The following is a 19,697-nucleotide window of genomic DNA, read 5'->3' as shown; positions in this document are numbered from 1 at the left end:
GGCGGGAGCGGTGGTGCTCCCGCCGGGCGCCGCCGGTTCACCAGGCCACCTGGCCAGTACTCCAGCCGTAGACCGGTGATCTTCATTTCTCATGCCTGCTTTGTCGCCGGCAGTGGCTGATAGCGCTGGGAGCCCGGCCGCCTGACCGCTGAAGGCGTCAGCCGAGCCGTCATCGGCGCCAGAAATTGTCGTGGGCGCGCTGGTCGGCCACATATTCCCAGCGTTCCACGACCAGTCCTCGCTCGAAGCCGTAGACGTTGAAATTGTCCATCTCGACGCGCTCCCCACGCCTCTCCGCTGTCCAGCGGTGCAGAGTGACCGAGTAAGCGTCGTTGGCCTGTACAGAGAGCAGCCCGGTCCGGAAGGTGCCGCCCGTCTCTTCGCGCACGAGCATGCCGAGCCTGATGATGGCGTCCTTGCCGCGATGCTCGCCTGCCACGATGCTGTCGCCGCCGATGTGGAAAACGGCGTCGTCGGCGATCAGGTCGAGATAACCAGGGAGATCGCCATTGCCGATCAGATCGTACAAGCGCCGGGTAAGCACGGCGTTCGGGTGCGTGTCAGGTCTCATATGGCCACCATGCCGCAGCGGCGTGGCGAGACGGCATAGATCCTTGGTTATAGGTCGCTCGGCCGTACAACGGGTCGGACCGAGCGGGTGCACTTCGGCCGCCGCCGTCTTGACCAGGTCGATCTGAGCGCAATGAGGACCTGTTCCTCTCGTCGGTACTCCGGCCGTAGATCGTGATCGTGCCCCGTCGCGGTCAGGCACCGCATCACCATCGCGGCCGACAGCCGACGCCTCGATGAGCCGGCCCAGCGGCTGCCCAGAACGGCCTGGCAGCGCCTGTCAGCCGGCCAAGGTGCCAAGGAGTACGAGGATGCACGGATCTCGCGCGATCAGCGCACCGAACGACCCGGAACGCTACGAATGCGAGGACTTGCGCGCCACCGGCACCGACCAGCCGCCCACGATGGCATGCCGACCCTTGCCAACAAAGATCCACTGGTGTTTGAGCAGGTAAGGGGCGTAGCACCCATTCGCCAACAACCCTGACCCATAACGTAAAGTAGCAACTATATTGCTTTGGGTAAATATGGAGTGTCAGGTCCCACCTACCCGAAGGAGACGTACATGCGTCGCATTCTGACCGCCCTCGCAGCCGCCGCCCTCGCCACCACGGTGCTGGTCACCGGCACCACAGCACCGGCCGCAGCCCAGATCGATCCAATCGGAGCCCTCTGCGATCTGATCCCCGGCGACGTCTGCGTGCAGTAGGAGCCCCTCGCGCGTCAGGCTTGCCCCGCCCTCCGGCGAGGGAAGACGAGACCACCGCACCGGCCTCTGTTCGGGTGGGGGCAAGGCACCTGCGGACGATTTCTCCTGCCGCATCACCAGACGCACACGAGCCGGAACTGCTCGACATCCTCGGCGTTCACCACCGACTACCGGCAGCCGCCGCACACCGAACGAGGGGTCCACGTTCCCCGGTTGATCGCATCGCAGTGGTGCACCCATGCCGACTTGTCCAGCGCGCTCGTTCTCGACCTGGGGCACGTGGACCTCCTACTCGATCGCCGACGCCACCAACTGCGAAGGATCCTGCTCCAGTGGATCCCGTGAACGCAGGTAGATCAGCGTCGTCTCGAACGACTCATGCCCCAGAGCCTTCTGGATCTCGCGCGGCTCGGCACCGCGCGCCTCCGCGACCGACGCCCAGGTCTGCCGCAGCGTGTGCGGCGTCACCTTCGACTCGATCCCAGCCTGGCGAGCGATCCGCTGGACCAGTTCCCACGCCTTCTCTCGCGGTAGCGGGCGGCCCGAGGCGGTGGCGAACAGCGGCCCCCGAAGGTCCCGCAGTTCTACGCCCGCCCGGCGCGCCCGCTCAGCGAGGTACCGGTCCAGCGCGTACGCCGTCTCGACCGGCAGCTTCCGGTAGTGCGGCTTGCCGCCCCTCAGCGTCAGCCGCAATGTCCGGTGGCCCCGGGAGAACCCGAGGTCGTCGACCTGCGCGTCCACCGCCTCCGAGATGCGCACCCCGACCTGGACCAGCAGCCGGATCAGCGCCGCGGTGCGCAGCCGCTCCCGGCCGTGGTCCTTGTCGGCCGCCTCGACGAGGGCGTGCACCTCGTTCTCCGTCAGGGCCGTCGTTTCCGAGTGGCGTCGAGCGATGTTCGGCCTGTCCGCCTCCGCGAACGGGTTGAACCTCGCGGCGTCGTTCTTGATCAGGTACTTGTACCAGGCCGACACCGCCGACATCCGCTGCGCGATCGTCTTCGGCGCCGGCGGATCGTCCCCGGCCGCGACCGCGGTCTCGACCATCCACCGGGCGTACAGTTCGGCGTGCCGCACCGACATCTCCAGCGGATCCAGCCCGGTGCGCTCGCAGTACGTGAACCACAGCCGGATCGCTCGCCCGTACGCGTCGCGGGTGTTCGGCGACCGGCGGGTCTCCAGCCACCTGTGCGTGATCTCGATGACGAGCGGCGGCAGGTCAAGCGGAAGCGCGACCTCTTCGCCCCGAGCGACGGCCAGCTCAGCGGTCATTGACCGTCACCGACGCCGTACCACCGCGTCCGCCCCCACCGACGACATCTTTTCCGCTGCTCTCGCTGGCAAGGCTCATCAGGCGACCTTCCGGAAGACGACGGTCGCGTGGTAACGGTTGTGATGCTCCCCGTCCGGCTCCGCTTCCGCGCTGATGACGTCCAGCTCGGCACTCGACCCGAAGAACGAGAGGGCCTGCGCCACGGCGGCCTCTCTGATCTCATCCGGTGTTGCTCCGTTTACGGCGACGCGCAGGGTCAGCGGAAATGATCGCACGCTCATAGGTGATCTTCCTTCGCTGATAGGTGATCTTCTTTGAGCGTAGCACGCAGACTGGCACATAATCCGAATTATGTACCGTTCGCAACGATCTTGAAGAGTGATCGTCAACGTTCGGCTACCATCGCCTCCACACCGCAGCCGCCGACCTCATCGACGAACCACGGCGCGACGTCGAAGCCCAGCAGTCCGCCTCCTGCAGCAGCCGATGCGCGAACCCGTACGAACGCCCGTCGCCGTCGCCGGCTCTCGAACGGACCCACCCGCCGAGCACCGACACTTCAGGTCCGCCTTCAGCGACTGGCGCCGGAAAAAAATCTTCTGAACTCGTGTCGATCCGCGCCGGGAGAGTTCGACGCGTTGGTGACGACAACGACAACCCACCCGATGGAGGGATCACACCATGCAGAAGATCACCACCTACCTGTGGTTCGACAACCAGGCCGAGGAGGCCGCCACCTTCTACACCTCGCTCTTCGCCGACTCGCGGATCCTGGACGTCCAGCGCTACGGCGAGGCGGGCCCCGGTCCGGCCGGGACGGCGATGATGGTCTCGTTCGAGCTGGCCGGGCAGCGGTTCCTGGCGCTGAACGGCGGCCCGGAGTTCAAGTTCAACGAGGCCATCTCGCTTTACGTCGACTGCCAGTCCCAGGAGGAGGTCGACGAGCTGTGGGCCAAGCTCACCGAGGGCGGCGAGGAGTCGCGGTGCGGCTGGCTGAAGGACCGGTGGGGCCTGTCCTGGCAGATCATCCCCGGCCGGTTGCACGAGCTGCTGCAGCACCCCGACCCGGCCAAGGCCCAGCAGGCCATGATGGCGATGCTCGGGATGCAGAAGATCGACATCAAGGCGCTGGAGGAGGCTGCCGGGTAATCGGCATGGCAAGGGTTATCCGAATGACGTCCGCCATGTGAATGACGATGAAGCACCCCGGCGGCTGAGCCGCGACGAGGCCAGGCCCCGTACATGGGAGCGGCTCCTGGAGGCCGCCGCGCGGGTGTTCGCCCGCAAGGGGTTCGCCGGCCGTCTCGGTGGAGGAGATCGCCGAGGCGGCCGGCCAACGCCACGGGCGCGCTCTACTCCGGCTTCGGCGGCAAGCAGGCGCTGTGCCTGGAGGCGCTGTGGGTGCGGCGGCGACCGCCGCACCGGCGCCGCAGGTGCTCGCGGGGCACGGGGGCGACGTGCTGGGGACGGCGCCGGAGCTTGGGCGGCTCGGATCCGTGCGACTGCCTGCTCGGCGCCGATCCTGCCGACGATCTTGATTGCTCCGGTGCGGCAGCAGCGGCCGCTCGTCACGACCGTCCGCGGCGCCCGCGAGTCGGGCCTGCTGCCCTACACCTCCCTCCCCGGAACGTGATCTCCTGACCTCCGCACGGCAGCGCGCGCCCCGCTAGATTCGATGCGAAAGGCCGGAGATTGTGAGGCGTGGGTGTCGGACGTACGTGGTTCAAAGGGACGAGGGCTGCGCCTGTACGGGTGGATGCTCGTGCTGGGCGCGGTGGTGCTGCTCGTTGACCAGGCCTCCAAGCTCTGGGCGATCTCCGCGCTGTCGGACGGTCAGAACATCACGGTGATCCCGCAGGTGATCCGGTTCCGGCTGCTGATGAACGCCGGTGCCGCGTTCTCGATCGGCGAGAGCGTGACGTGGGTGTTCACGCTGGCGGCGGCGGCCGCGGTCGCCGGCATCCTCTACACCGGGCGCCGGCTGCGCTCCCCCGGCTGGACGGTGGCGCTGGGCGGGCTGCTCGGTGGCGCCACGTCCCACCTGCTCGACCGCCTCTTCCGCCCGCCCGGCTTCGCCCAGGGGCATGTCGTCGACTTCATCGACTACGGCGGCCTGTTCGTCGGCAACGTCGCCGACATCGCCCTCACCGGGAGTTGTGCCCTGCTCCTGCTGCTCAGCCTGCGCGGCGTCCCCATCGGTGCCGCGGCCGAGGCGGAACGGCCGTCCGCGTAGCGGGGTCGGGCCGGGCAGGAGGCTGGGCCGTCCGCGTAGCGGGGTCGGGCCCGGCAGGGGGGCTGGGCCGGACGCTCACAGCGGGGCGGTCCACCACTCCGACGCGATCGAGAGCCCGGCCAGGCCGAGCGCCTCGCGTTTGGCGCCGTCCTCGCGACCGCACACCACCACGACCTGGACGGCACCACGCCGGCGGGCCTCGTCCGTGACCGCGCGCAGGAGGTCGACGCCGATCGTGGCCCAGTCGTGGTCGTCCATCACCGCGTAGTCGTCGAGCGTGCACGTCGGCCCGCCCGGGTCGTACACGGGAGGCGAGGGCACCAGCGAGCCGATGGCGAACCCGGCGAAACCGCCCTCCCGCTCAGCGACCCGGCAGATGGCCTTCGGGTCGTCCACCAGCACGGCCAGGAAGGCCGTGTGGCGGGCCCGGGCGTCGGCCGCGCGCCGCCAGAAGACCGGCTGGTGCTGCTCGTACGTCTCCCGCTGCCGGTCCATCAGCGCGGCGATCGCCTCCACGTCACCGGACGAAGCACTCCTGATGGCAACCATGATCCCCATGCTAAAGGGGACCCGGCCGCCCTCCGGGCACCGCCGCTCCCCCACCGGCCCCGCCGCTCGCCGACCCCGGCCACTCAGCCGCCACCGCTCACCCGTCGGCGACCGCGGCAAGGAGCCGGGCGAGCTCGGCCGGCCTCGTGATCATGGGCCAATGACCCGAGTCGATGTCGACGAGGTCGAGGTGCTTGGCCTTGGCGAGCTCGGGCACGTCGCCGGCGTCGATCCACCCCCGTGCCTGGGCGGGAGTGAACTCGGGGCACACGACGACGACCGGCACCTCGAACCGCCGCTCGTCCGTCAGGCGCACCACGCCCTTGGCCACCCCCTCGGGAACGGGGATCGCGGCGGAGGCGAAGCTTCCCTTGGCCTCCTCATCGAGGTCGGCAGAGTCCGGCCCCTCGAACGGCCCCCAACCGGGGAAGGGCATGACACCGTCCTTCACCTCGAAGAAGTCGGCGTAGGCCGACCCGTCAGCGGCCGGGAAGCCGCCGATGAGCGCGACCTTGGCGACCCGCTCCGGCCGGGCGTCGGCGGCCAGCCACGCCAGGGTGCTGGCGGCGGAATGCCCCACCACCATCGGCGTCTCCGAGGGGGCGTCCACCGCCGCCAGCACCGCCGCCACCTGGTCGTCGAGCGTGGCCGAGGCCGTTCCGCCGCCCTGACCGGGCAGGGTGATCGCAACGGGACGGTGCCCGAGCGCCTCCAGCTCGGGCACGACCTCGCGCCATACGGATCCATCGAGCCACAGGCCGGCGATGAGCAGGATGTCCATGATCAGTTGTCTTTCTCGAGTGCGGTCAGATCACGTTCGGCATAGAGACGGTGTTCCCATTCCTCGTTGAGGACGATGCTGAGGCAGTTCCTGACGGGGAAGTTCTCCTCCTGCGGCCAGCCCGGCTCGGGGCGGCTCACCTCGGAGGCGAGTTGATCGTCGGTGAGCGACTCCATGACGCCGCGCACCATCGCCTGCCGCTCACCGCGGACCGCCAGCACCTCGTCGAGCGAGGGTCGTGCCGCGCGGTCCCACGGGATTCCGTCCCATCCGGGCGCTTCGTCCCACGGCAGGTCCAGCGGATGCCACGGCGAGGCGTCACCGAGGACCATCCGGCCCACCCAGGCGGCGGAGGCGAAGTTGAGGTGCCGCAGGGTCTGGATGAAGGACCACTCCTCCTCGACGCTGCGATGAAGGGCCTCCTCGGGGAACGTCCTCGCCCGGGCCACGGTGTCCGCCCACCGCCGCTCCAGGATCGCCCACGCCTCACGGAACCCGTCGGCGTCGCCGGGGCGCATCTTCGCCCGTTCGGGCATGCGACGGTTCAGCTCGGCGTCGACGAGCGGGGCTATGTCGACGCCGTTCACGACGACGTTCCCCAGCTCGCCGCTGATCTCGACGTCGACCAGCTCCACGCCGCGCAGCCGGCTCCGGTTGAACAGGGCGCCGCGGATGTGCGCGCCGGTGAAGTCGATCGCCTGCATGCGGGCGTCGTTCAGGGACACCCGGCTGAAGGTGGCGGCCCGAAGGCTCACGCGCTCGAAGTCCGCTCCGCTGAGGTCCTGCTCGTGGAACTCGGTCATGGGGCATCAGGGTAGGACCTGTTCCGGACGATCCGCTGCCGGTTCCGCCCGTGAGGTGCCGCGGAGGCCGGCCGCCGGCACGATGCGAGATCCATCCGACCACGACCACATCCGCCTCGCCGGGTGCCCTCCCGCCATCTCCCCCACGGGCGCCTCGCTCACGGACGCCCCGCCCGAGGAGTCCCTGCCCCAGGCGCAGCGGCCCGCTCCACGGACGCCCTGCCCCATGCGCAGCGGCCCGCTCCACGGACGCCCTGCTCCAGGCCCCGCCTTGCCGGGGCCGAATGCCCTTTGGCGGTGTGCGGCCACCGGCATCCGGAGGGTCGTCCCGTTGGGTCGGCGGTTCAGCGGGCACGGCCGAGGCGTGTGGCTGAGCGCGACCCGCCGGGGGATCGGCGGCGTGGCATGGGAGGCCAGGCGCAGGAGTGACGGGGTGTGGGGGGCCGAAATCGGGTTGCGGGGTGGAACGCCGGTCGGAAAGGGTGCCGGGGTGGTGGAGATTCTCCTGTTGCCGGGCGGTGGGCGCACGTCTGCGGACTGGCGGCCGGCCGCCCCGCTGCTGGAGGCGGCGGGCCTGCGTACGGTGGCGGTCGAGCTGCCGGAGCTGGGCTCGTGGTCCTGGGCCGGGGCCGTGGAGTACGTGGGCGAGACGATCGAGCGCCACGGCCTGACGCGCCCGGCCGTGGCCGGGCACTCCCTGGGCGGCATCGTCGCAGCCCTGTGGGCGACGGAGCACCCCGAATGCCCACTCGCGGTCAACCTGGACGGGCACACCAATCCCACCGGTCCCTTCGAGGGGGTCGACCCGGTCGAGGCCGAGCGTACGATGCGCGCGTTCCTCATCGAGCAGACAACGGACGATCCGGAGATGTCCCACTTCATCGCCCAGATGGACGCGCTCGACCTTCTCCACGTCTACCGGCGGCCCCGCTGTCCCCTCCTCGTCGTCTCCTCCAGCGGCGCCGACCTGAGCGCGATGCTGCCCCCGGACGTCTCGGCGGCCTTCGACGCCTACGTCCGGGGCTTCGCCCGCGAACTGACGGCGGCCGCCGAGCAGACCCCGCTGCTCTCCCTCGCCGACCTCGCCACCGGCCATGACATGCATCTCCAGGCCCCGCACGCGGTGGCCGACCTGATCCTCACCCACCTGACGACGCGCCCACGATGAACTCCAACCGAAATACACCGCCTTTCTCCTTCGATTCCAGTAAAACCATCAAAAATCCAATATCACCAGTGACACGACTTCGGCTCCGCGACACACATAATTCGCAAGCGACGAAATCGTCCACGATGTGTCCGTCCCCTGTCCGGCCAATGTCCTGTTTCTGACCTGGAGCAATGCCTTCCGCCCCAGGAAAATGGAGACGTACGGGCCGCGCTGCGGCCGGACATTCACCGGGGGAAGGAAACACATGCGTCGACCCATCACATTCGGTCTCTCCATGCTCGCCGCGAGCGCAACGCTCTTCGCGTCGGCCGGCACGGCGCGAGCCGACGAGAACGGACCATCCGGCTGCAACAACAACGTATGCATTTACACCGCCTACACCGGATCCGGATACCAGGTCTGGGGCGAATTCGACCACACCAACGTTCAGGACGGTCACCTGGACTTCTGGGGCCCCGGCCGGCCCAGGGTCAGCTCGCCCAACGGCTACTGGCCCGCCAACCACGACACCCGGCGCTACGCCGGAAAGGGCAGCGGGAAGGTCTGCGCGGAGGGCTGGTCCCGCATCGGAGGGAAGTGGAACTCGGTCGGCCTGCCCTGCGTGACGATCTGATCGCTGATCGCTGATCGCTGATCGCTGATCGCCGAACGCCGAGCGCCGAGCGGCGGGCGCTGATCGCCGACCGGCGGACGCGATCCATGAGCGGGCAGGCGTTCGGTGAACGACCGAACGCCTGCCCGGCACGGTGTGTGGCGCCGGAAAGCAGGAGGCGCGGCGACGAGTGGGGGCGTACCGGACGGGTTTGACGGGGACGGCACCCGGGCGGAGGCGTGGCGGGGGTTTCGGTCTACCGTAAAGGGCATGGCGCCTTCGTGGAGTGACCAGGCGATCTGGTGGCAGGTCTACCCGCTCGGCTTCACCGGCGCCCCCATCACGCCGGCGACGCCGGGCAACGGCCCCGTACGGCACCGGCTGCGCCGGCTCCTGCCCTGGCTGGACCACGTGGCGGAGCTGGGCTGCACCGGGCTGCTGCTGGGCCCGATCTTCGCCTCCGAGACACACGGCTACGACACCGTGGACCACTTCGCCATCGACCCCCGGCTCGGCGACGACGCCGACTTCGACGCCCTGGTCGGCGGGGCCCGCGAGCGCGGCCTGCGGATCGTGCTCGACGGCGTGTTCAACCACGTCGGCCGCTCCTTCACCGGCGACGCCGGCTGGCTCAGGCGGGGTCCGGACGGCGACGTCGAGACCTTCGAGGGTCACGGGCGGCTGGTCGCGCTCGACCACGGGCAGGAGGGCGTACGCGACCATGTCGCCTCCGTGCTGACCCACTGGCTCGACCGGGGGGCCTCGGGCTGGCGGCTGGACGCGGCCTACGCCGTACCGGCCGGGTTCTGGAAGGCGGTGCTGCCCCGCGTACGGGCCCGCCACCCGCGGGCGTGGTTCGTCGGCGAGGTCATCCACGGCGACTACGCCGACTACGTCGCGCGCTCGGGCCTGGACTCCGTCACCCAGTACGAGCTGTGGAAGGCCCTCTGGAGCTCGCTCAACGACCGCAACCTGTACGAGCTCGCGCACGCCCTGGACCGGCACGCCGCCATGCTCGCCACCTTCGCGCCGCAGACCTTCACCGGCAATCACGACGTCACCCGCCTGGCCACCCGCCTGGACGACCCCCGCCACCTGGGCCACGCGCTGGCGGTGCTGTTCACGGTCGGGGGCGTGCCGAGCGTCTATTACGGCGACGAGCTGGGCCTGCGCGGCGTCAAGGAGGAACGGGAGGGCGGCGACGACGCCATCCGCCCAGCCTTCCCGGCCTCCCCCGCACTCCGCAGCTCCGACCGCTCCCCCGCCTTCCCCGCCGCCCCCGAGCCCATCGAGCCCGCCGAGCCCACTGAGACCGTCGGGCCCACTGAGACCGTCGGGCCCGCCGAGTCCGCCGAGTCCGCCGAGCCCGCGGCACCGTGCACCTTCTCCGCCGATCTGCCGGAGGGCGCGTGGGAGGTGTTCGAGCTGCACCGCCGCCTGATAGCCCTGCGCCGACGACGCCCCTGGCTGGCCCGGGCCCGCACCAGCGTGCACCACCTGGACAACCACGGCGCCGCCCTGCGTACCGCCGGAGACGGTGGCGAGACCCTGCTCACCCTGCTCAACCTGGACGACGCCCCGCGGCGGTTCCCGCTGACCGACGAGCCCGCGACCCCCGTGACGGAGGCGGGCGCGCCGGCGAACGACGACCCGGCCCTGGTCCCGCCCCACGGCTGGCGCATCCTCTCCTTCCGCGCTTGACCGCACGCCTCACCGGGCCCGCCCCTCGGGAGTACCTCCGCAGCGGTAGCCGCGCCCGCCCGTACCCCCTGCGAAGTAACGCACGTTGTCTCCGCCCGTACGACGACACGGCCGGTCCCGGCGGCGATGCTCGAACCCTTGCCGAGCACGACCTCCATGAAGGGCATCGTCCATGTCATCTTTGATCCGCCACATCGCCCCCGTCTCCCCCCAGCGCGCCAAGGGCGTGGTGGCCGAGGTGTACGCGCAGGTCAACGCCGAGTTCAGCAGCATCGGGCCGGCGGTGATGATGACGTCGCCCGCACCGGAGGTGATGGCGGCCGGCTGGTCGCTGATGCGGGAGGCGCAACTCGCGGGGAACGTTCCGCAGTTGGAGAAGATGGTGGTGGCGCTGGGGGTGGCGCAGGCCAACAGGCTGGAGTACGACGTCCAGGCGTTCCTGTCGGTGCTCCGTCTGCTGGGCGAGCAGGAGCTCGCCGACACCGTCGAGCGCGGTGACCCGCCCGGCGACCAGCGGCTTGCGGCGCTGCTGAGCTGGGCAGCCGCCACCGGCGTGGCGGACCGGGAGCCGGAGCCGGCGCCGTTCCCGCGCGAGCGGGCCGCCGAGTACGTCGGCACCGCGCTGTTCGGGCATTTCGTCAACCGGGTGGCGGCGGCCATGCTGCCGGCCGGGCTGACGCCGGGCAGCATGGACCCGGACGACGAGCCGCCGTTCGAGGGTGCCCCCGTCTTGCGCGAGCTCGGCCAGGAGTTGCGGCCGGGCGCCACGCTGCCGCTGCTGAACGGGCTGCCCACCGGACCCGAGCCGAAGTGGGCAGCCGGCCTGCCGATCGGCACGGCGTACGCCGCCCTTGTCGCCACCGCGGCCCAGGGCAGCGGCCTGCTCTCACCGGCGGCGGCGAGCGCCGTCGCGCGAGTGATCGCCGAGCACCGGGGGCGCCGCTTGTTCGGCGGCGTGGACCAGGCGCTGGCAGAGGTGCCGGGGTTGTCGGAGCAGGAGGTGCTGGGTGCTCGGATCGCGATCCTGGCCGGGCTGGCGCCGGAGACCCTCACCGATGAGGACGTGGCCGCCTGGCGCGCCACCGACCGGCGCTTCAGCGATCACTGCACCGTCTACCTGCTGGCCTACGGCGCGATAACGGCCGTCACGCACATCGAAACCGACATCACCGGCTGACCCACGGGCTCGACCGCCCCGGCACCACCGGCCCGGCCGCCGCACCACGACCGCCCCGGCACGGCTGGTCAGCTGCTGAAACGCGGCCGCGACTCGGCGCGGGCGGGTACCGGCGCCCGCACCGAGCTGAGGCCGCGTTGCGGGCGGTGCCGCCGCCGAGGGACGGCCAGCACGGCGGGTGTCGCACGGGCAGAGCGAGCCGCTGCGGCATGGCGGTCATGCTGTGGCGGGCGTCGCGTCGGCGGGCGTGCTGATGGGGCGCCGACGGCGGCGGTGGGGTTGATGTCAACTCTGCTTGAGGTTCTAGCGTGGCTTACCAGGCCGTCCGCAACCTGGCCGTCGGCAACCTACAAGGAGAATCGTGATGCGGCTGACCACCAGCCTGCCCATGGACGCGAACGGCGTGCCGGACCTCGCGCGGGCCCGCCACCTCGAGCAGCTCGGCTACGACGCCGTGGGGATGGCCGATGTGATCATCGGGGACGGCACGCCGGGGTGGGATCCCGCGGTCGTGCTCGCCGCCGCCGCGACCGCCACGGAGCGGATCGAGCTGGAGTTCGGCGTGCTCAGCCTGCCGTTGCGGCCGGTGGCGTGGGTGGCCGCGCAGGTGCAGGCCCTGCAGCACCTCTCAGGCGGGCGGGTGGTGCTCGGGGTCGGGATCGGCGGCTTTCCCGGCTCGCCGTTCTGGCGCGCGGTGGGCGCCCCGACGAGCGGGCGCGGACGCTGGACCGACGCCGCGTTGCAGGCGCTGCCGGGACTCGTTCGCGGGGAGCCGACCCGGGTGGGCGAGGCCGAGGTCACGCTGGGGCCGGCCGCCGCCGTCCCGCCGATCCTGGTCGGGGGCAACTCGGAGGCGGCCATGCGCCGGGCCGTCCGGTACGGGGACGGCTGGGCCCCGTCCCTCATCAGCCCGGCGGGCCTGGCTCCCAAGGTGGCCCGGCTGCGGGAGCTGGCCGGGGAGCTCGGCCGTCCGGTGCCGTCGGTGTCCGTCGGCGGGCACGCCATCCTGGTGGACGACCGGGCCGCGCTGGAGTCCTTCATCGGCAGCCTGGTCGGCATGCACGGCATGTCGGCGGAGGAGGCCCAGGACATCCCGGTCACCGGCGGGGTGGCGCAGGTGGCCGATCGGCTGGCGGCGTACGCGGAGGCCGGGGCGGACGCGGTCGGGCTGGGCCTGGACGGCGGGGACTGGATGCGGCAGGCCGAGATCCTGGCGGAGGCCCGGGCACGGCTGTCCCGCTGACGTCCGCCATCCGGCCTGAGGCCTCCCACGGTCCCCGCCCTGGGCGACGGAGTGGCCGGCGGCGGGCGCGATCGATGCCCGGGCGGCGTCGTACACCTCCCGAGCGGTTGCCGCCCCCAGGCCGCGGTGGCGCTACGTGCGCGCGCCACCCACACCACCGCGACGGGCGTCAGGCGCGGCGGCGGGCCCGGTAGGCGCTGGCCTTGGCGCGGTTCTGGCAGGACAGGCCGCAGAAGCGTCGCGAGGCGTTCCGCGTGACGTCGAAGAACACCAGCTCGCACCCTTCCGCCTCGCACGACCGCAGCCGTACCCCCTGCCCCACCCCGATCACCATGGCCAGCGCCGTGGCGGCGTCGGCGGCCCAGGCGTCGGGCAGGTCCGCCGCGGGCCCGTGGAAGGCCAGGACGGGCGGATCGCCGTGCAGGTTGGGGACGGCGGCGTGGCGTACCAGGGCCTGGTTGAGGGCGGTGACGTCGCCGGCGAAGGCGGGGTGCAGCTCGGCCGCCACCTCCGAGAGGCGGTCGGCGTCCGCGGACGTGAGGGCGCGGCTGGGCGTCCAGCCCTGGCGCAGGAACGCCTCCTCCAGCGCGGCCCGGCGGTCGGCGGGCGGGGTGACGGGGCGGCCGCGGGCCCGGGTGACGTGCAGTTCGTTCACCAGGATCACGGCGAGCTCCGCCCACCTCCCGACATAACTGTCTATTTGCGATTGACCAGTGATGCGCCATGCCTCTATCGTCACTGGCATAGCTTATCTAGACAGTGAGGGATTGTGATGAGCGCATTGTCGAGGCTCGCCCGCAGCATGTGGCACCAGCTGGAGCCCATCCACGCCGTTCTGTACTTCTCGCCGGAGGCGTTCGCGGAGGCGGCTGCCCTGGGCTACGACGTGGAGTCGCGCTGGCCCAGCTATTTCGCCTACCGCACGGCGCCGTTCGGGCGGGCCGGCGCGCGGCTGGCCACCGCGCTCTACCACAGCTTCAGCCCGGCCATGGTGGCCGGGCACGTGCCCGGCGTCTGGGACGTCGCCGCGCCCGAGAAGGTGCTGGAGGCGCGGCTGGAGGCGGTGGACAAGACCTATCGCGGACTGCTCGGCGACCAGGTGACCGGGCCGGGCGCGGCCGAGGCGGCTGAGCTGGCCAGGCGGGCGGCCGAGAGCGTGACGGTGGGCGGGCGGCCGTTCGCGGCGGCCAACCTGGACCTGCCGTGGCCGGAGGAGCCGCATCTGGTGTTGTGGCAGGCCGCCACCGTGCTGCGCGAGCACCGCGGCGACGGCCACCTGGCGGCGCTGGCCGCGGCGGAGCTGGACCCGTGCGAGGCGCTGGTGTCGTTCGCGGCGATCGGGGCCGCGCCGGTGCAGAACTTCGCCGGGCGGGGCTGGAGCGAGCAGGAATGGGCCGAAGCCCGGGAGCGGCTGGCCGCGCGGGGGCTGGTCCAGGGCGACGGGCAGGCCACCGAGCGGGGGCGGGCGCTGCGCGACCAGGTCGAGCGGATGACGGACGAGCTGGCGGCCGAGCCGTGGCGGCTCCTCGGGGAGGAGCGGGCCGGGCGGCTGGCCCAGCTCGCCTCGCCGTTCCTGGGCGCGGTCTTCGAGGCGGGGCTGCTGCCGATGACGAGCACGCTCGGCATCACGACGGTCCGGGTCCCCGACTGACGAACAGCCCCGGGGCACGCGGGCGGGTCAGGCGAAGCCGGGGGCGGGTTGCCACAGGCTCAGCTCGGTGCCCTGGTCGTCGGTGCAGGAGCAGCCGCGTCCCGACTTGCTGTCGAGCAGCTCGCCGGTGCGGCCCCCGAGCTCGCGCACCCGCTCGACCGCCGCGTCGATGTCGGTGACGTGGTAGTAGAGGTTCGGCTGGGACGACGGGCCGCCGGAGACGAAGCCCATCGGTACGGTGGTGTTGGTGACGTGCAGGTACGTCTCGTGCTCCCGCTTGAACTCCCAGCCGAACAGCGCCCCGTAGAAGGCGGCCGCCCGGTCCAGGTCACGAACCGACAGGGTGTAGTAGCCGAGCTCGACAGGCATATACGTACCTCCGCAATAATTGTCGCTGTCGTTAAGGATTAACAGCCTAACGGAAGCAGGCAAAGATTAACAGCAACGTTAATGAAATCGACGCCACGCTGGCGGCGCTCGCCGACCCGACCCGGCGCAAGGTGATCGACCTGCTGCGCGACGGGCCGCGCCCGGCCGGCGAGCTGGCGCAGGCCGTGCAGATGAGCGCGCCCGCGCTCAGCAGGCACCTGCGCGTGCTGCGCGCGGGCGGTCTCGTCCGGGCCGAGGCCGGCGGGGCCGACGCCCGGCTGCGCCTCTACACGCTGCGCCAGGAGCCCTTCACCGCGTTGCAGGCGTGGCTGGACCAGGTGCAGGCGTTCTGGACCGAGCAGCTCGGCTCGTTCAAGGACCACGTGGAGCGCACCCGGTGAACTCCGTACGGGCCAGCGTCACCGTCCCGGTCGACCCGGCGACCGCGTTCCGCGTCTTCACCGACGAGATCGACCACTGGTACGTACGCGGCCGCCACAGCTGGGTCGACCCCGCCCGCGCGGTCGGCATCCGGTTCGAGGACGGCTACCTGCGCGAGCTGTGGTCCGACGGCGGCCACGTCGACACCGGCAGGATCCTCACCTGGGAACCGCCGCACCGCCTGGTCTGGGCCGACCTGATCAACGAGGGCGGCCGGATGGAGATCGAGGTGGCCTTCAGCGCCGTCGAGGGCGGCACCGAGGTGCTGCTGGAGCACCGCGGGCTGGACACGTTGCCGGCGGACGTGGCCGGCCGGATCCGGCGCGGCTACTCCTGGAACATCGTGCTGGGCTGGTTCGCCGACCAGTGGGAACCGGCCCAGGACGAGCAGGCGGGAAGTTAGCGGCGGCCGTACTTCTTGTGCACCGCCTGCTTGCTCACCCCGATCGCGTCGGCGATCTGGGCCCAGGCCAGCCCCGCCACCCGCGCCCGCCGGACCTGGACCGCCTCCAGGCGTTCGATCTCACGGCGCAGCGCGGTGGTGGCGTGCAGCGCCAGCAGCGGATCGTCGTCCTGCGCCTGTCTCATGAGGGCCGCCAGGTCGTTCGTCATGCACTAAAGGTAGTCCAGCAGCAGCGAACTGATCTCCTCGGGACGTTCGAGGGCCGGCAGGTGCCCGGCCCACTCCAGCTCCACCAGCCGCGCCCGGGGCAGCTCGCCGGCCAGGTGGCGGGCGCTGTGCAGGAAGTACGGAAGGTCGTGCGCGCCGGCCACCACCAGCGCCGGCACGTCGACGTCCGCCGGCGACACCTCGTGCTCGAACTGCTCGGGCTCCGGATCGGCGGCCAGCTGCACCTCGAACGCGTGCCGCTGCATCTCCACCACCCGCCGCCAGGCCACGTCCGTCGCCTCGGGGCCGAGCAGGATGCGCGCGTTCAGCTCGGCGGCTCCCTGGACGTCGCCCAGTTCGAGCAGGCGTCCCTCCTCCTCCCAGTAAGCCCGCAGGTCGGGCGTGGGCTCCAGGGTGGAGATGGGGTTGAGCAGCACCAGCCGCCCGGCCAGCCCGGCGGCCGCCAGCTCCAGCGCCACCCGGCCCGCACCCGACGAGCCGACCAGCGCCGCCTGTGCGACGCCCAGCGCGGCCAGCACGCGGGCCACGTCGTCGGCGTGGTTGTACGGCTTCTCCGCCCGGTAGGGGGTGTGCCCGTACCCGCGGAAGTCCACCTTGATCACGCGGAAGCGCTCGGCCAGCGCCTCCCACTGGTGGTCCCACATGCCCGAGTCGGTCGCCGTCGAGTGCAGCAGCACCACCGGCTCGCCCGCCCCCCGCTCGGCGTGCCAGATCGTCATCGCGCCTCCACCACCATCCGCACGCCCAGCCCGATCAGCACCACGCCGGAGATCCGCTCCAGCCGCCGCCGGACCACCGGACGGCCCAGCCACTCCTTGGCCTTGCCCACGGCCCAGATGAGCAGCCCGTACCACAGCAGGTCCACCGCCACCCACACCACGGCCAGGGTCACGAGCGTCAGCGGCACGTCCTGCCCGGCCGGGACGAACTGCGGCAGGAACGACAGCGCGAACACCGCCGCCTTCGGGTTGGCCAGGCACGTCCCCAGCCCGGCCAGGTACGGGCCGCGCCAGCCGGGCACCACCTCCCCCTCGGGCGCGGGCGGGGCGCCCTTGCGGGCCTGCCACAGCGCCTGGGCACCCATGATCACGAGGATGGCGGCGCCGGTCACGCGCATGACGTCGTAGGCCACCTGCGAGGCCACCAGCAGGGCCGACAGGCCGAACGCGGCGGCCAGCCCCCACAGCAGGATCCCGGTCTCGTTGCCCAGGGTGGCGGCCAGGCCGGAGCCGCGGCCGGCGCGCAGCGTCTGGCGCAGGATGATGGCGGTGCTGACCCCGGGCACCATGGCCACCAGGACGCAGGCGCCCGCGAATGCTAGTAGGTACATGCGCGGCATGCTGGCAGACCCGTGGGCGGAATATCTCCTGGTTTTCCGTCCGCACGCCTCGACCGCACGGCTCCGTGACCGTCTCAGCCGTACGGCTCGGCCGGCTCTCCTCGGCCGTACAGCTCGGCCGGCCCCCGCGACCGTCTCAGCCGTACAGCTTGGCCAGCTCCGCGACCGCCTCGCCCATCAGCGCGCGCAGCTCCGGCGGGCCGAGCACCTCGACGCCGGCGCCCATGCGCAGCAGCAGCCAGCGCGCGTGCGTGAGCGACTCGATCGGCACGGTGAGCGTGAGCCAGCCCTCGGGGTCGGGCGGCTCCGCGGCGGCCAGGGCGGCGGCCACCACGTCGGCGCCCATGGTGTAGGCCAGCAGGTCACCGTACCCGGGGGCGAGCTTGATGACGGCCTCGGCGGTGTACATGCGCTCGCGGAACTCCTTGGCGTACGCCGCCCAGAACTGGCTCAGGTCGAACCCCTCCGGCCGGGCGAAGCGCCCGGGCAGCGTCTCCAGGGTCAGGATCCGCGCCACCCGGTACGTACGGGGGCTGCCGTCCGGCGGCGCGGCCACCAGATACCAGGAGCCCCCTTTGAGCACCAGCCCGTACGGATGGATGACCCGGTCCACCTCCTGCTGGCCCCAGCGCCGGTAGGTCATGTGCAGCGGCCGCCGGTCCCACACCGCCTCGGCCACCTCGCTCAGGTGCGGCACGTCGTCGGCCGAGCGGTACCAGCCGGGCACGTCCAGCAGGAACCGCTCGCGCATCCGCGAGGCGTGCGAGCGCGGCTCGGGCGGCAGCGCGGCCAGCAGTTTCAGCTCGGCGTTGGCGGCCACCTCGCCCAGCCCCAGCTCGGCGGCGGGGCCGGGCAGACCGGCCAGGAACAGCGACGAGGCCTCCTCGGCCGTCAGCCCGTTGAGCCGGGTGCGGTAGCCGTCGAGCAGCTGGTAACCCCCGGCCGGTCCGCGGTCGGCGTAGACCGGCACGCCGGCCGCCGACAGCGCCTCCACGTCGCGGTAGACCGTACGGACCGACACCTCCAGCTCCGCGGCCAGCTCAGGCGCGGTCATGCGGCCGCGCGTCTGCAGGAGCAGAAGCAGCGAGAGGAGACGGCTGGCACGCATGCCCCCCATTGTATTGCTCACATATGTCGTGTTTGTATGAACACATGGAACGTGTGCGAGCCATCATGAACACCTTGAGGACCCAGGACAGCGTGTCCGTGGCCGAGCTGGCCGCCGAACACGGCGTGTCCGAGATGACGATCAGGCGCGACCTGGACGAGTTGGCCCAGCAGGGGGTGGTGCGCCGCATCCGGGGCGGCGCGCTGTCGCTGCTGCTGCGCGGCGAGGAGCCGCCGTTCGGGGTGCGCGAGCGGGAGGCGGTGGAGGTCAAGCGGCTCATCGGCGCGGAGGTGGCCGCGCTGATCGCCGACGGGGAGGCGGTGGTGCTGGACGGCGGCACGACCGCGCTGGAGGTGGCCCGCGCGCTGGCCGACCGGCGCGTGACCGTGCTGCCGCTGGCGTTGCAGGCGCTGATGTCGCTGGCCACCGCGCCGCGCGTGCGCCTGGTGCTGCCCGGTGGCGAGGTGCGCAAGGGCGAGCTGAACCTCATGGGGCCCCTCACCGAGAGCTCGATCAGGGCGCTGCGCTTCGACACGGCCGTGATCGGCTGCTGCGGCCTGTCGGCCGAGCACGGCCTGACCGCGCACGACCTGCCCGAGGTGGCGGTCAAGCAGGCGGCCATCGCCTCGGCGCGGCGGGTGATCGTGGCGTGCGACTCGGGCAAGTTCGCGCGTACGGCGTTCGGCGCGGTGTGCCCGATCACCCGGCTGGACGTGGTGGTGACCGATCCGGGCATCCCACCGGAGGAGCGCGACGCGCTGGTGGCGGCCGGAGTGCTGGTCAGGGAGGCCGGATGAGGCGCGAGCGTACGGCCGTCTACCTGCTGTTCTTCCTGGCCGGCGCGGCCGTCGGCACGTGGACCGCGCGCATCCCCGCCATCAAGGAGCGCCTGGCGCTCGGCGACGGCCAGCTCAGCCTGGCCCTGCTGGCCATCGCGGCCGGGGCGGTCATCGGGATGACCGCGGTGGGCCGCCTGGTCGACCGGTACGGCAGCAGCCGGGTCATGATCCCGGCCGCCCTGGTGCAGGGCCTGGCGCTGGTCCCGGCCGCGTACGCCCCTGGACTGGGGGCGCTGGCGGGGGCGCTGCTGCTGTTCGGGATCGTGCACGGGATCCTGGACGTGGCCATGAACGCCAACGCCGTGGAGGTGGAGCGGGCCCACGGGCGGCCGATCATGTCCTCCTTCCACGCCGTCTTCAGCGTCGGCGGGTTCGCCGGGGCCACGGCCGGCGGGCTGTCGGCCCACTACGGGCTGGCTCCCGCGCTCACGTTCTGGACGGCGGGCGCGGCGATCGGGGGCCGCCGCCGGGAGGTGGTGCTGGCGGCGCTGGCCCGCCCGGGCAACCGGAGCCTGGCCCG

General features: G+C 71.8%; 25 protein-coding genes. 13 read left to right on the top strand and 12 right to left on the bottom strand.

What is annotated here, in order from left to right; translation table 11 throughout:
- Positions 1 to 169 precede the first annotated feature (169 nt).
- Entirely contained in the window at positions 170 to 571 is a 402-nt protein-coding gene (locus AB0J69_RS58350) for a nuclear transport factor 2 family protein (RefSeq protein ID WP_364137320.1), read from the bottom strand.
- A gap of 564 nt (positions 572 to 1,135) precedes the next feature.
- Here AB0J69_RS58350 and AB0J69_RS58345 point away from each other — a divergent pair.
- A complete protein-coding gene (locus tag AB0J69_RS58345) occupies positions 1,136 to 1,279 on the top strand; it encodes a hypothetical protein (protein WP_364137318.1) in 144 nt (47 codons plus the stop codon).
- 288 nt (positions 1,280 to 1,567) lie between these two features.
- Here the strand turns inward: AB0J69_RS58345 and AB0J69_RS58340 are convergent, their stop codons facing one another.
- Both AB0J69_RS58340 and AB0J69_RS58335 read right to left on the bottom strand, forming a co-directional pair.
- Positions 1,568 to 2,548, bottom strand: a complete 981-nt coding sequence (locus tag AB0J69_RS58340; protein WP_364137316.1) for a tyrosine-type recombinase/integrase — start codon at positions 2,546 to 2,548, stop codon at positions 1,568 to 1,570.
- A gap of 78 nt (positions 2,549 to 2,626) precedes the next feature.
- Positions 2,627 to 2,830 carry a hypothetical protein gene (locus tag AB0J69_RS58335; protein ID WP_364137314.1) on the bottom strand — a complete coding sequence of 68 codons (204 nt, stop codon included), beginning with the start codon at positions 2,828 to 2,830 and terminating at the stop codon, positions 2,627 to 2,629.
- A gap of 400 nt (positions 2,831 to 3,230) precedes the next feature.
- On the opposite strand from AB0J69_RS58335, the gene AB0J69_RS58330 reads away from it, so the two are divergent.
- The gene (locus AB0J69_RS58330; RefSeq protein ID WP_364137312.1) at positions 3,231 to 3,698 is read left to right on the top strand and encodes a VOC family protein; all 468 of its coding nucleotides are present in this window, start codon (positions 3,231 to 3,233) and stop codon (positions 3,696 to 3,698) included.
- A gap of 556 nt (positions 3,699 to 4,254) precedes the next feature.
- On the top strand, positions 4,255 to 4,782 hold the full coding sequence (locus AB0J69_RS58325; protein ID WP_364137310.1) for a signal peptidase II: 528 nt from the start codon (positions 4,255 to 4,257) through the stop codon (positions 4,780 to 4,782).
- Between the two features lie 75 nt (positions 4,783 to 4,857).
- On the opposite strand, the gene AB0J69_RS58320 is transcribed toward AB0J69_RS58325, so the two are convergent.
- From AB0J69_RS58320 to AB0J69_RS58310, 3 genes are all read right to left on the bottom strand, one after another.
- Positions 4,858 to 5,331, bottom strand: a complete 474-nt coding sequence (locus AB0J69_RS58320; protein ID WP_364137308.1) for a GNAT family N-acetyltransferase — start codon at positions 5,329 to 5,331, stop codon at positions 4,858 to 4,860.
- A 97-nt stretch (positions 5,332 to 5,428) separates the two neighbouring features.
- On the bottom strand, positions 5,429 to 6,112 hold the full coding sequence (locus tag AB0J69_RS58315; RefSeq protein ID WP_364137306.1) for an alpha/beta fold hydrolase: 684 nt from the start codon (positions 6,110 to 6,112) through the stop codon (positions 5,429 to 5,431).
- Between the two features lie 2 nt (positions 6,113 to 6,114).
- Positions 6,115 to 6,915, bottom strand: coding sequence for a DinB family protein (locus AB0J69_RS58310; RefSeq protein ID WP_364137304.1), 801 nt, complete (start codon positions 6,913 to 6,915; stop codon positions 6,115 to 6,117).
- A 490-nt stretch (positions 6,916 to 7,405) separates the two neighbouring features.
- Here AB0J69_RS58310 and AB0J69_RS58305 point away from each other — a divergent pair, with 490 nt between their 5' ends.
- The 5 genes from AB0J69_RS58305 to AB0J69_RS58285 all read left to right on the top strand — a co-directional run bounded on the left by AB0J69_RS58305 (position 7,406) and on the right by AB0J69_RS58285 (position 12,799).
- The gene (locus AB0J69_RS58305) at positions 7,406 to 8,083 is read left to right on the top strand and encodes an alpha/beta hydrolase (protein ID WP_364137302.1); all 678 of its coding nucleotides are present in this window, start codon (positions 7,406 to 7,408) and stop codon (positions 8,081 to 8,083) included.
- 247 nt (positions 8,084 to 8,330) lie between these two features.
- On the top strand, positions 8,331 to 8,699 hold the full coding sequence (locus AB0J69_RS58300) for a hypothetical protein (protein WP_364137300.1): 369 nt from the start codon (positions 8,331 to 8,333) through the stop codon (positions 8,697 to 8,699).
- A gap of 249 nt (positions 8,700 to 8,948) precedes the next feature.
- Positions 8,949 to 10,379 (top strand): alpha-amylase family glycosyl hydrolase, encoded by a 1,431-nt coding sequence (locus tag AB0J69_RS58295; protein ID WP_364137298.1) that lies wholly within the window; start codon positions 8,949 to 8,951, stop codon positions 10,377 to 10,379.
- A 172-nt stretch (positions 10,380 to 10,551) separates the two neighbouring features.
- Positions 10,552 to 11,556 (top strand): DNA-binding protein, encoded by a 1,005-nt coding sequence (locus AB0J69_RS58290; protein ID WP_364137296.1) that lies wholly within the window; start codon positions 10,552 to 10,554, stop codon positions 11,554 to 11,556.
- A gap of 364 nt (positions 11,557 to 11,920) precedes the next feature.
- Positions 11,921 to 12,799 carry an LLM class flavin-dependent oxidoreductase gene (locus AB0J69_RS58285; RefSeq protein WP_364137294.1) on the top strand — a complete coding sequence of 293 codons (879 nt, stop codon included), beginning with the start codon at positions 11,921 to 11,923 and terminating at the stop codon, positions 12,797 to 12,799.
- 169 nt (positions 12,800 to 12,968) lie between these two features.
- Here AB0J69_RS58285 and AB0J69_RS58280 read toward each other — a convergent pair whose 3' ends face one another.
- Complete coding sequence (locus AB0J69_RS58280) at positions 12,969 to 13,463, bottom strand: CGNR zinc finger domain-containing protein (RefSeq protein ID WP_364137292.1); 495 nt, start codon at positions 13,461 to 13,463, stop codon at positions 12,969 to 12,971.
- A 108-nt stretch (positions 13,464 to 13,571) separates the two neighbouring features.
- Between AB0J69_RS58280 and AB0J69_RS58275 the strand changes: the two genes are divergently transcribed.
- Positions 13,572 to 14,450: a hypothetical protein gene (locus tag AB0J69_RS58275; protein ID WP_364137290.1), complete on the top strand. Its 879-nt coding sequence runs from the start codon at positions 13,572 to 13,574 to the stop codon at positions 14,448 to 14,450.
- A 27-nt stretch (positions 14,451 to 14,477) separates the two neighbouring features.
- On the opposite strand, the gene AB0J69_RS58270 is transcribed toward AB0J69_RS58275, so the two are convergent.
- Positions 14,478 to 14,819 (bottom strand): VOC family protein, encoded by a 342-nt coding sequence (locus tag AB0J69_RS58270; protein ID WP_364137288.1) that lies wholly within the window; start codon positions 14,817 to 14,819, stop codon positions 14,478 to 14,480.
- A gap of 65 nt (positions 14,820 to 14,884) precedes the next feature.
- On the opposite strand from AB0J69_RS58270, the gene AB0J69_RS58265 reads away from it, so the two are divergent.
- A complete protein-coding gene (locus AB0J69_RS58265) occupies positions 14,885 to 15,220 on the top strand; it encodes a metalloregulator ArsR/SmtB family transcription factor (protein ID WP_364137322.1) in 336 nt (111 codons plus the stop codon).
- On the top strand, positions 15,217 to 15,663 hold the full coding sequence (locus AB0J69_RS58260) for an SRPBCC domain-containing protein (protein ID WP_364137286.1): 447 nt from the start codon (positions 15,217 to 15,219) through the stop codon (positions 15,661 to 15,663). The genes AB0J69_RS58265 and AB0J69_RS58260 overlap by 4 nt, the downstream gene beginning before the upstream one ends.
- Here the strand turns inward: AB0J69_RS58260 and AB0J69_RS58255 are convergent.
- The 4 genes from AB0J69_RS58255 to AB0J69_RS58240 all read right to left on the bottom strand — a co-directional run bounded on the left by AB0J69_RS58255 (position 15,660) and on the right by AB0J69_RS58240 (position 18,338).
- On the bottom strand, positions 15,660 to 15,872 hold the full coding sequence (locus tag AB0J69_RS58255; protein ID WP_127933033.1) for a hypothetical protein: 213 nt from the start codon (positions 15,870 to 15,872) through the stop codon (positions 15,660 to 15,662). The genes AB0J69_RS58260 and AB0J69_RS58255 overlap by 4 nt on opposite strands.
- Before the next feature lie 3 nt (positions 15,873 to 15,875).
- Positions 15,876 to 16,610, bottom strand: coding sequence for an alpha/beta hydrolase (locus AB0J69_RS58250; protein WP_364137283.1), 735 nt, complete (start codon positions 16,608 to 16,610; stop codon positions 15,876 to 15,878).
- The gene (locus tag AB0J69_RS58245) at positions 16,607 to 17,221 is read right to left on the bottom strand and encodes a LysE family translocator (protein WP_364137281.1); all 615 of its coding nucleotides are present in this window, start codon (positions 17,219 to 17,221) and stop codon (positions 16,607 to 16,609) included. The genes AB0J69_RS58250 and AB0J69_RS58245 overlap by 4 nt, the downstream gene beginning before the upstream one ends.
- 145 nt (positions 17,222 to 17,366) lie before the next feature.
- Complete coding sequence (locus tag AB0J69_RS58240) at positions 17,367 to 18,338, bottom strand: YafY family protein (protein WP_364137279.1); 972 nt, start codon at positions 18,336 to 18,338, stop codon at positions 17,367 to 17,369.
- 23 nt (positions 18,339 to 18,361) lie between these two features.
- Between AB0J69_RS58240 and AB0J69_RS58235 the strand changes: the two genes are divergently transcribed.
- Both AB0J69_RS58235 and AB0J69_RS58230 read left to right on the top strand, forming a co-directional pair.
- Positions 18,362 to 19,135 carry a DeoR/GlpR family DNA-binding transcription regulator gene (locus AB0J69_RS58235; RefSeq protein WP_364137277.1) on the top strand — a complete coding sequence of 258 codons (774 nt, stop codon included), beginning with the start codon at positions 18,362 to 18,364 and terminating at the stop codon, positions 19,133 to 19,135.
- Positions 19,132 to 19,697: MFS transporter (locus AB0J69_RS58230; RefSeq protein WP_364137276.1), on the top strand; the 566-nt coding region annotated here is incomplete at its 3' end. The genes AB0J69_RS58235 and AB0J69_RS58230, both read left to right, overlap by 4 nt.

The sequence above is a fragment of the Nonomuraea sp. NPDC049709 genome, assembly GCF_040674815.1.
Lineage (GTDB): Bacteria > Actinomycetota > Actinomycetes > Streptosporangiales > Streptosporangiaceae > Nonomuraea.
The sequence above is the reverse complement of the archived record's forward strand: the minus strand, read 5'-3'. Positions and strand labels throughout refer to the sequence as shown.

Excerpts from the sequence above, each read along its gene's own strand:
- AB0J69_RS58285 (WP_364137294.1), top strand. The coding sequence starts at position 11,921 with ATGCGGCTGACCACCAGCCTGCCCATGGACGCGAACGGCGTGCCGGAC.
- AB0J69_RS58345 (WP_364137318.1), top strand. The coding sequence starts at position 1,136 with ATGCGTCGCATTCTGACCGCCCTCGCAGCCGCCGCCCTCGCCACCACG.
- AB0J69_RS58275 (WP_364137290.1), top strand. The coding sequence starts at position 13,572 with ATGAGCGCATTGTCGAGGCTCGCCCGCAGCATGTGGCACCAGCTGGAG.
- AB0J69_RS58335 (WP_364137314.1), bottom strand. The coding sequence starts at position 2,830 with ATGAGCGTGCGATCATTTCCGCTGACCCTGCGCGTCGCCGTAAACGGA.
- AB0J69_RS58255 (WP_127933033.1), bottom strand. The coding sequence starts at position 15,872 with ATGACGAACGACCTGGCGGCCCTCATGAGACAGGCGCAGGACGACGAT.
- AB0J69_RS58340 (WP_364137316.1), bottom strand. The coding sequence starts at position 2,548 with ATGACCGCTGAGCTGGCCGTCGCTCGGGGCGAAGAGGTCGCGCTTCCG.
- AB0J69_RS58310 (WP_364137304.1), bottom strand. The coding sequence starts at position 6,915 with ATGACCGAGTTCCACGAGCAGGACCTCAGCGGAGCGGACTTCGAGCGC.
- AB0J69_RS58300 (WP_364137300.1), top strand. The coding sequence starts at position 8,331 with ATGCGTCGACCCATCACATTCGGTCTCTCCATGCTCGCCGCGAGCGCA.
- AB0J69_RS58240 (WP_364137279.1), bottom strand. The coding sequence starts at position 18,338 with ATGCGTGCCAGCCGTCTCCTCTCGCTGCTTCTGCTCCTGCAGACGCGC.
- AB0J69_RS58290 (WP_364137296.1), top strand. The coding sequence starts at position 10,552 with ATGTCATCTTTGATCCGCCACATCGCCCCCGTCTCCCCCCAGCGCGCC.
- AB0J69_RS58330 (WP_364137312.1), top strand. The coding sequence starts at position 3,231 with ATGCAGAAGATCACCACCTACCTGTGGTTCGACAACCAGGCCGAGGAG.
- AB0J69_RS58320 (WP_364137308.1), bottom strand. The coding sequence starts at position 5,331 with ATGGTTGCCATCAGGAGTGCTTCGTCCGGTGACGTGGAGGCGATCGCC.
- AB0J69_RS58270 (WP_364137288.1), bottom strand. The coding sequence starts at position 14,819 with ATGCCTGTCGAGCTCGGCTACTACACCCTGTCGGTTCGTGACCTGGAC.
- AB0J69_RS58315 (WP_364137306.1), bottom strand. The coding sequence starts at position 6,112 with ATGGACATCCTGCTCATCGCCGGCCTGTGGCTCGATGGATCCGTATGG.
- AB0J69_RS58235 (WP_364137277.1), top strand. The coding sequence starts at position 18,362 with ATGTCGTGTTTGTATGAACACATGGAACGTGTGCGAGCCATCATGAAC.
- AB0J69_RS58245 (WP_364137281.1), bottom strand. The coding sequence starts at position 17,221 with ATGTACCTACTAGCATTCGCGGGCGCCTGCGTCCTGGTGGCCATGGTG.
- AB0J69_RS58350 (WP_364137320.1), bottom strand. The coding sequence starts at position 571 with ATGAGACCTGACACGCACCCGAACGCCGTGCTTACCCGGCGCTTGTAC.
- AB0J69_RS58295 (WP_364137298.1), top strand. The coding sequence starts at position 8,949 with ATGGCGCCTTCGTGGAGTGACCAGGCGATCTGGTGGCAGGTCTACCCG.
- AB0J69_RS58250 (WP_364137283.1), bottom strand. The coding sequence starts at position 16,610 with ATGACGATCTGGCACGCCGAGCGGGGGGCGGGCGAGCCGGTGGTGCTG.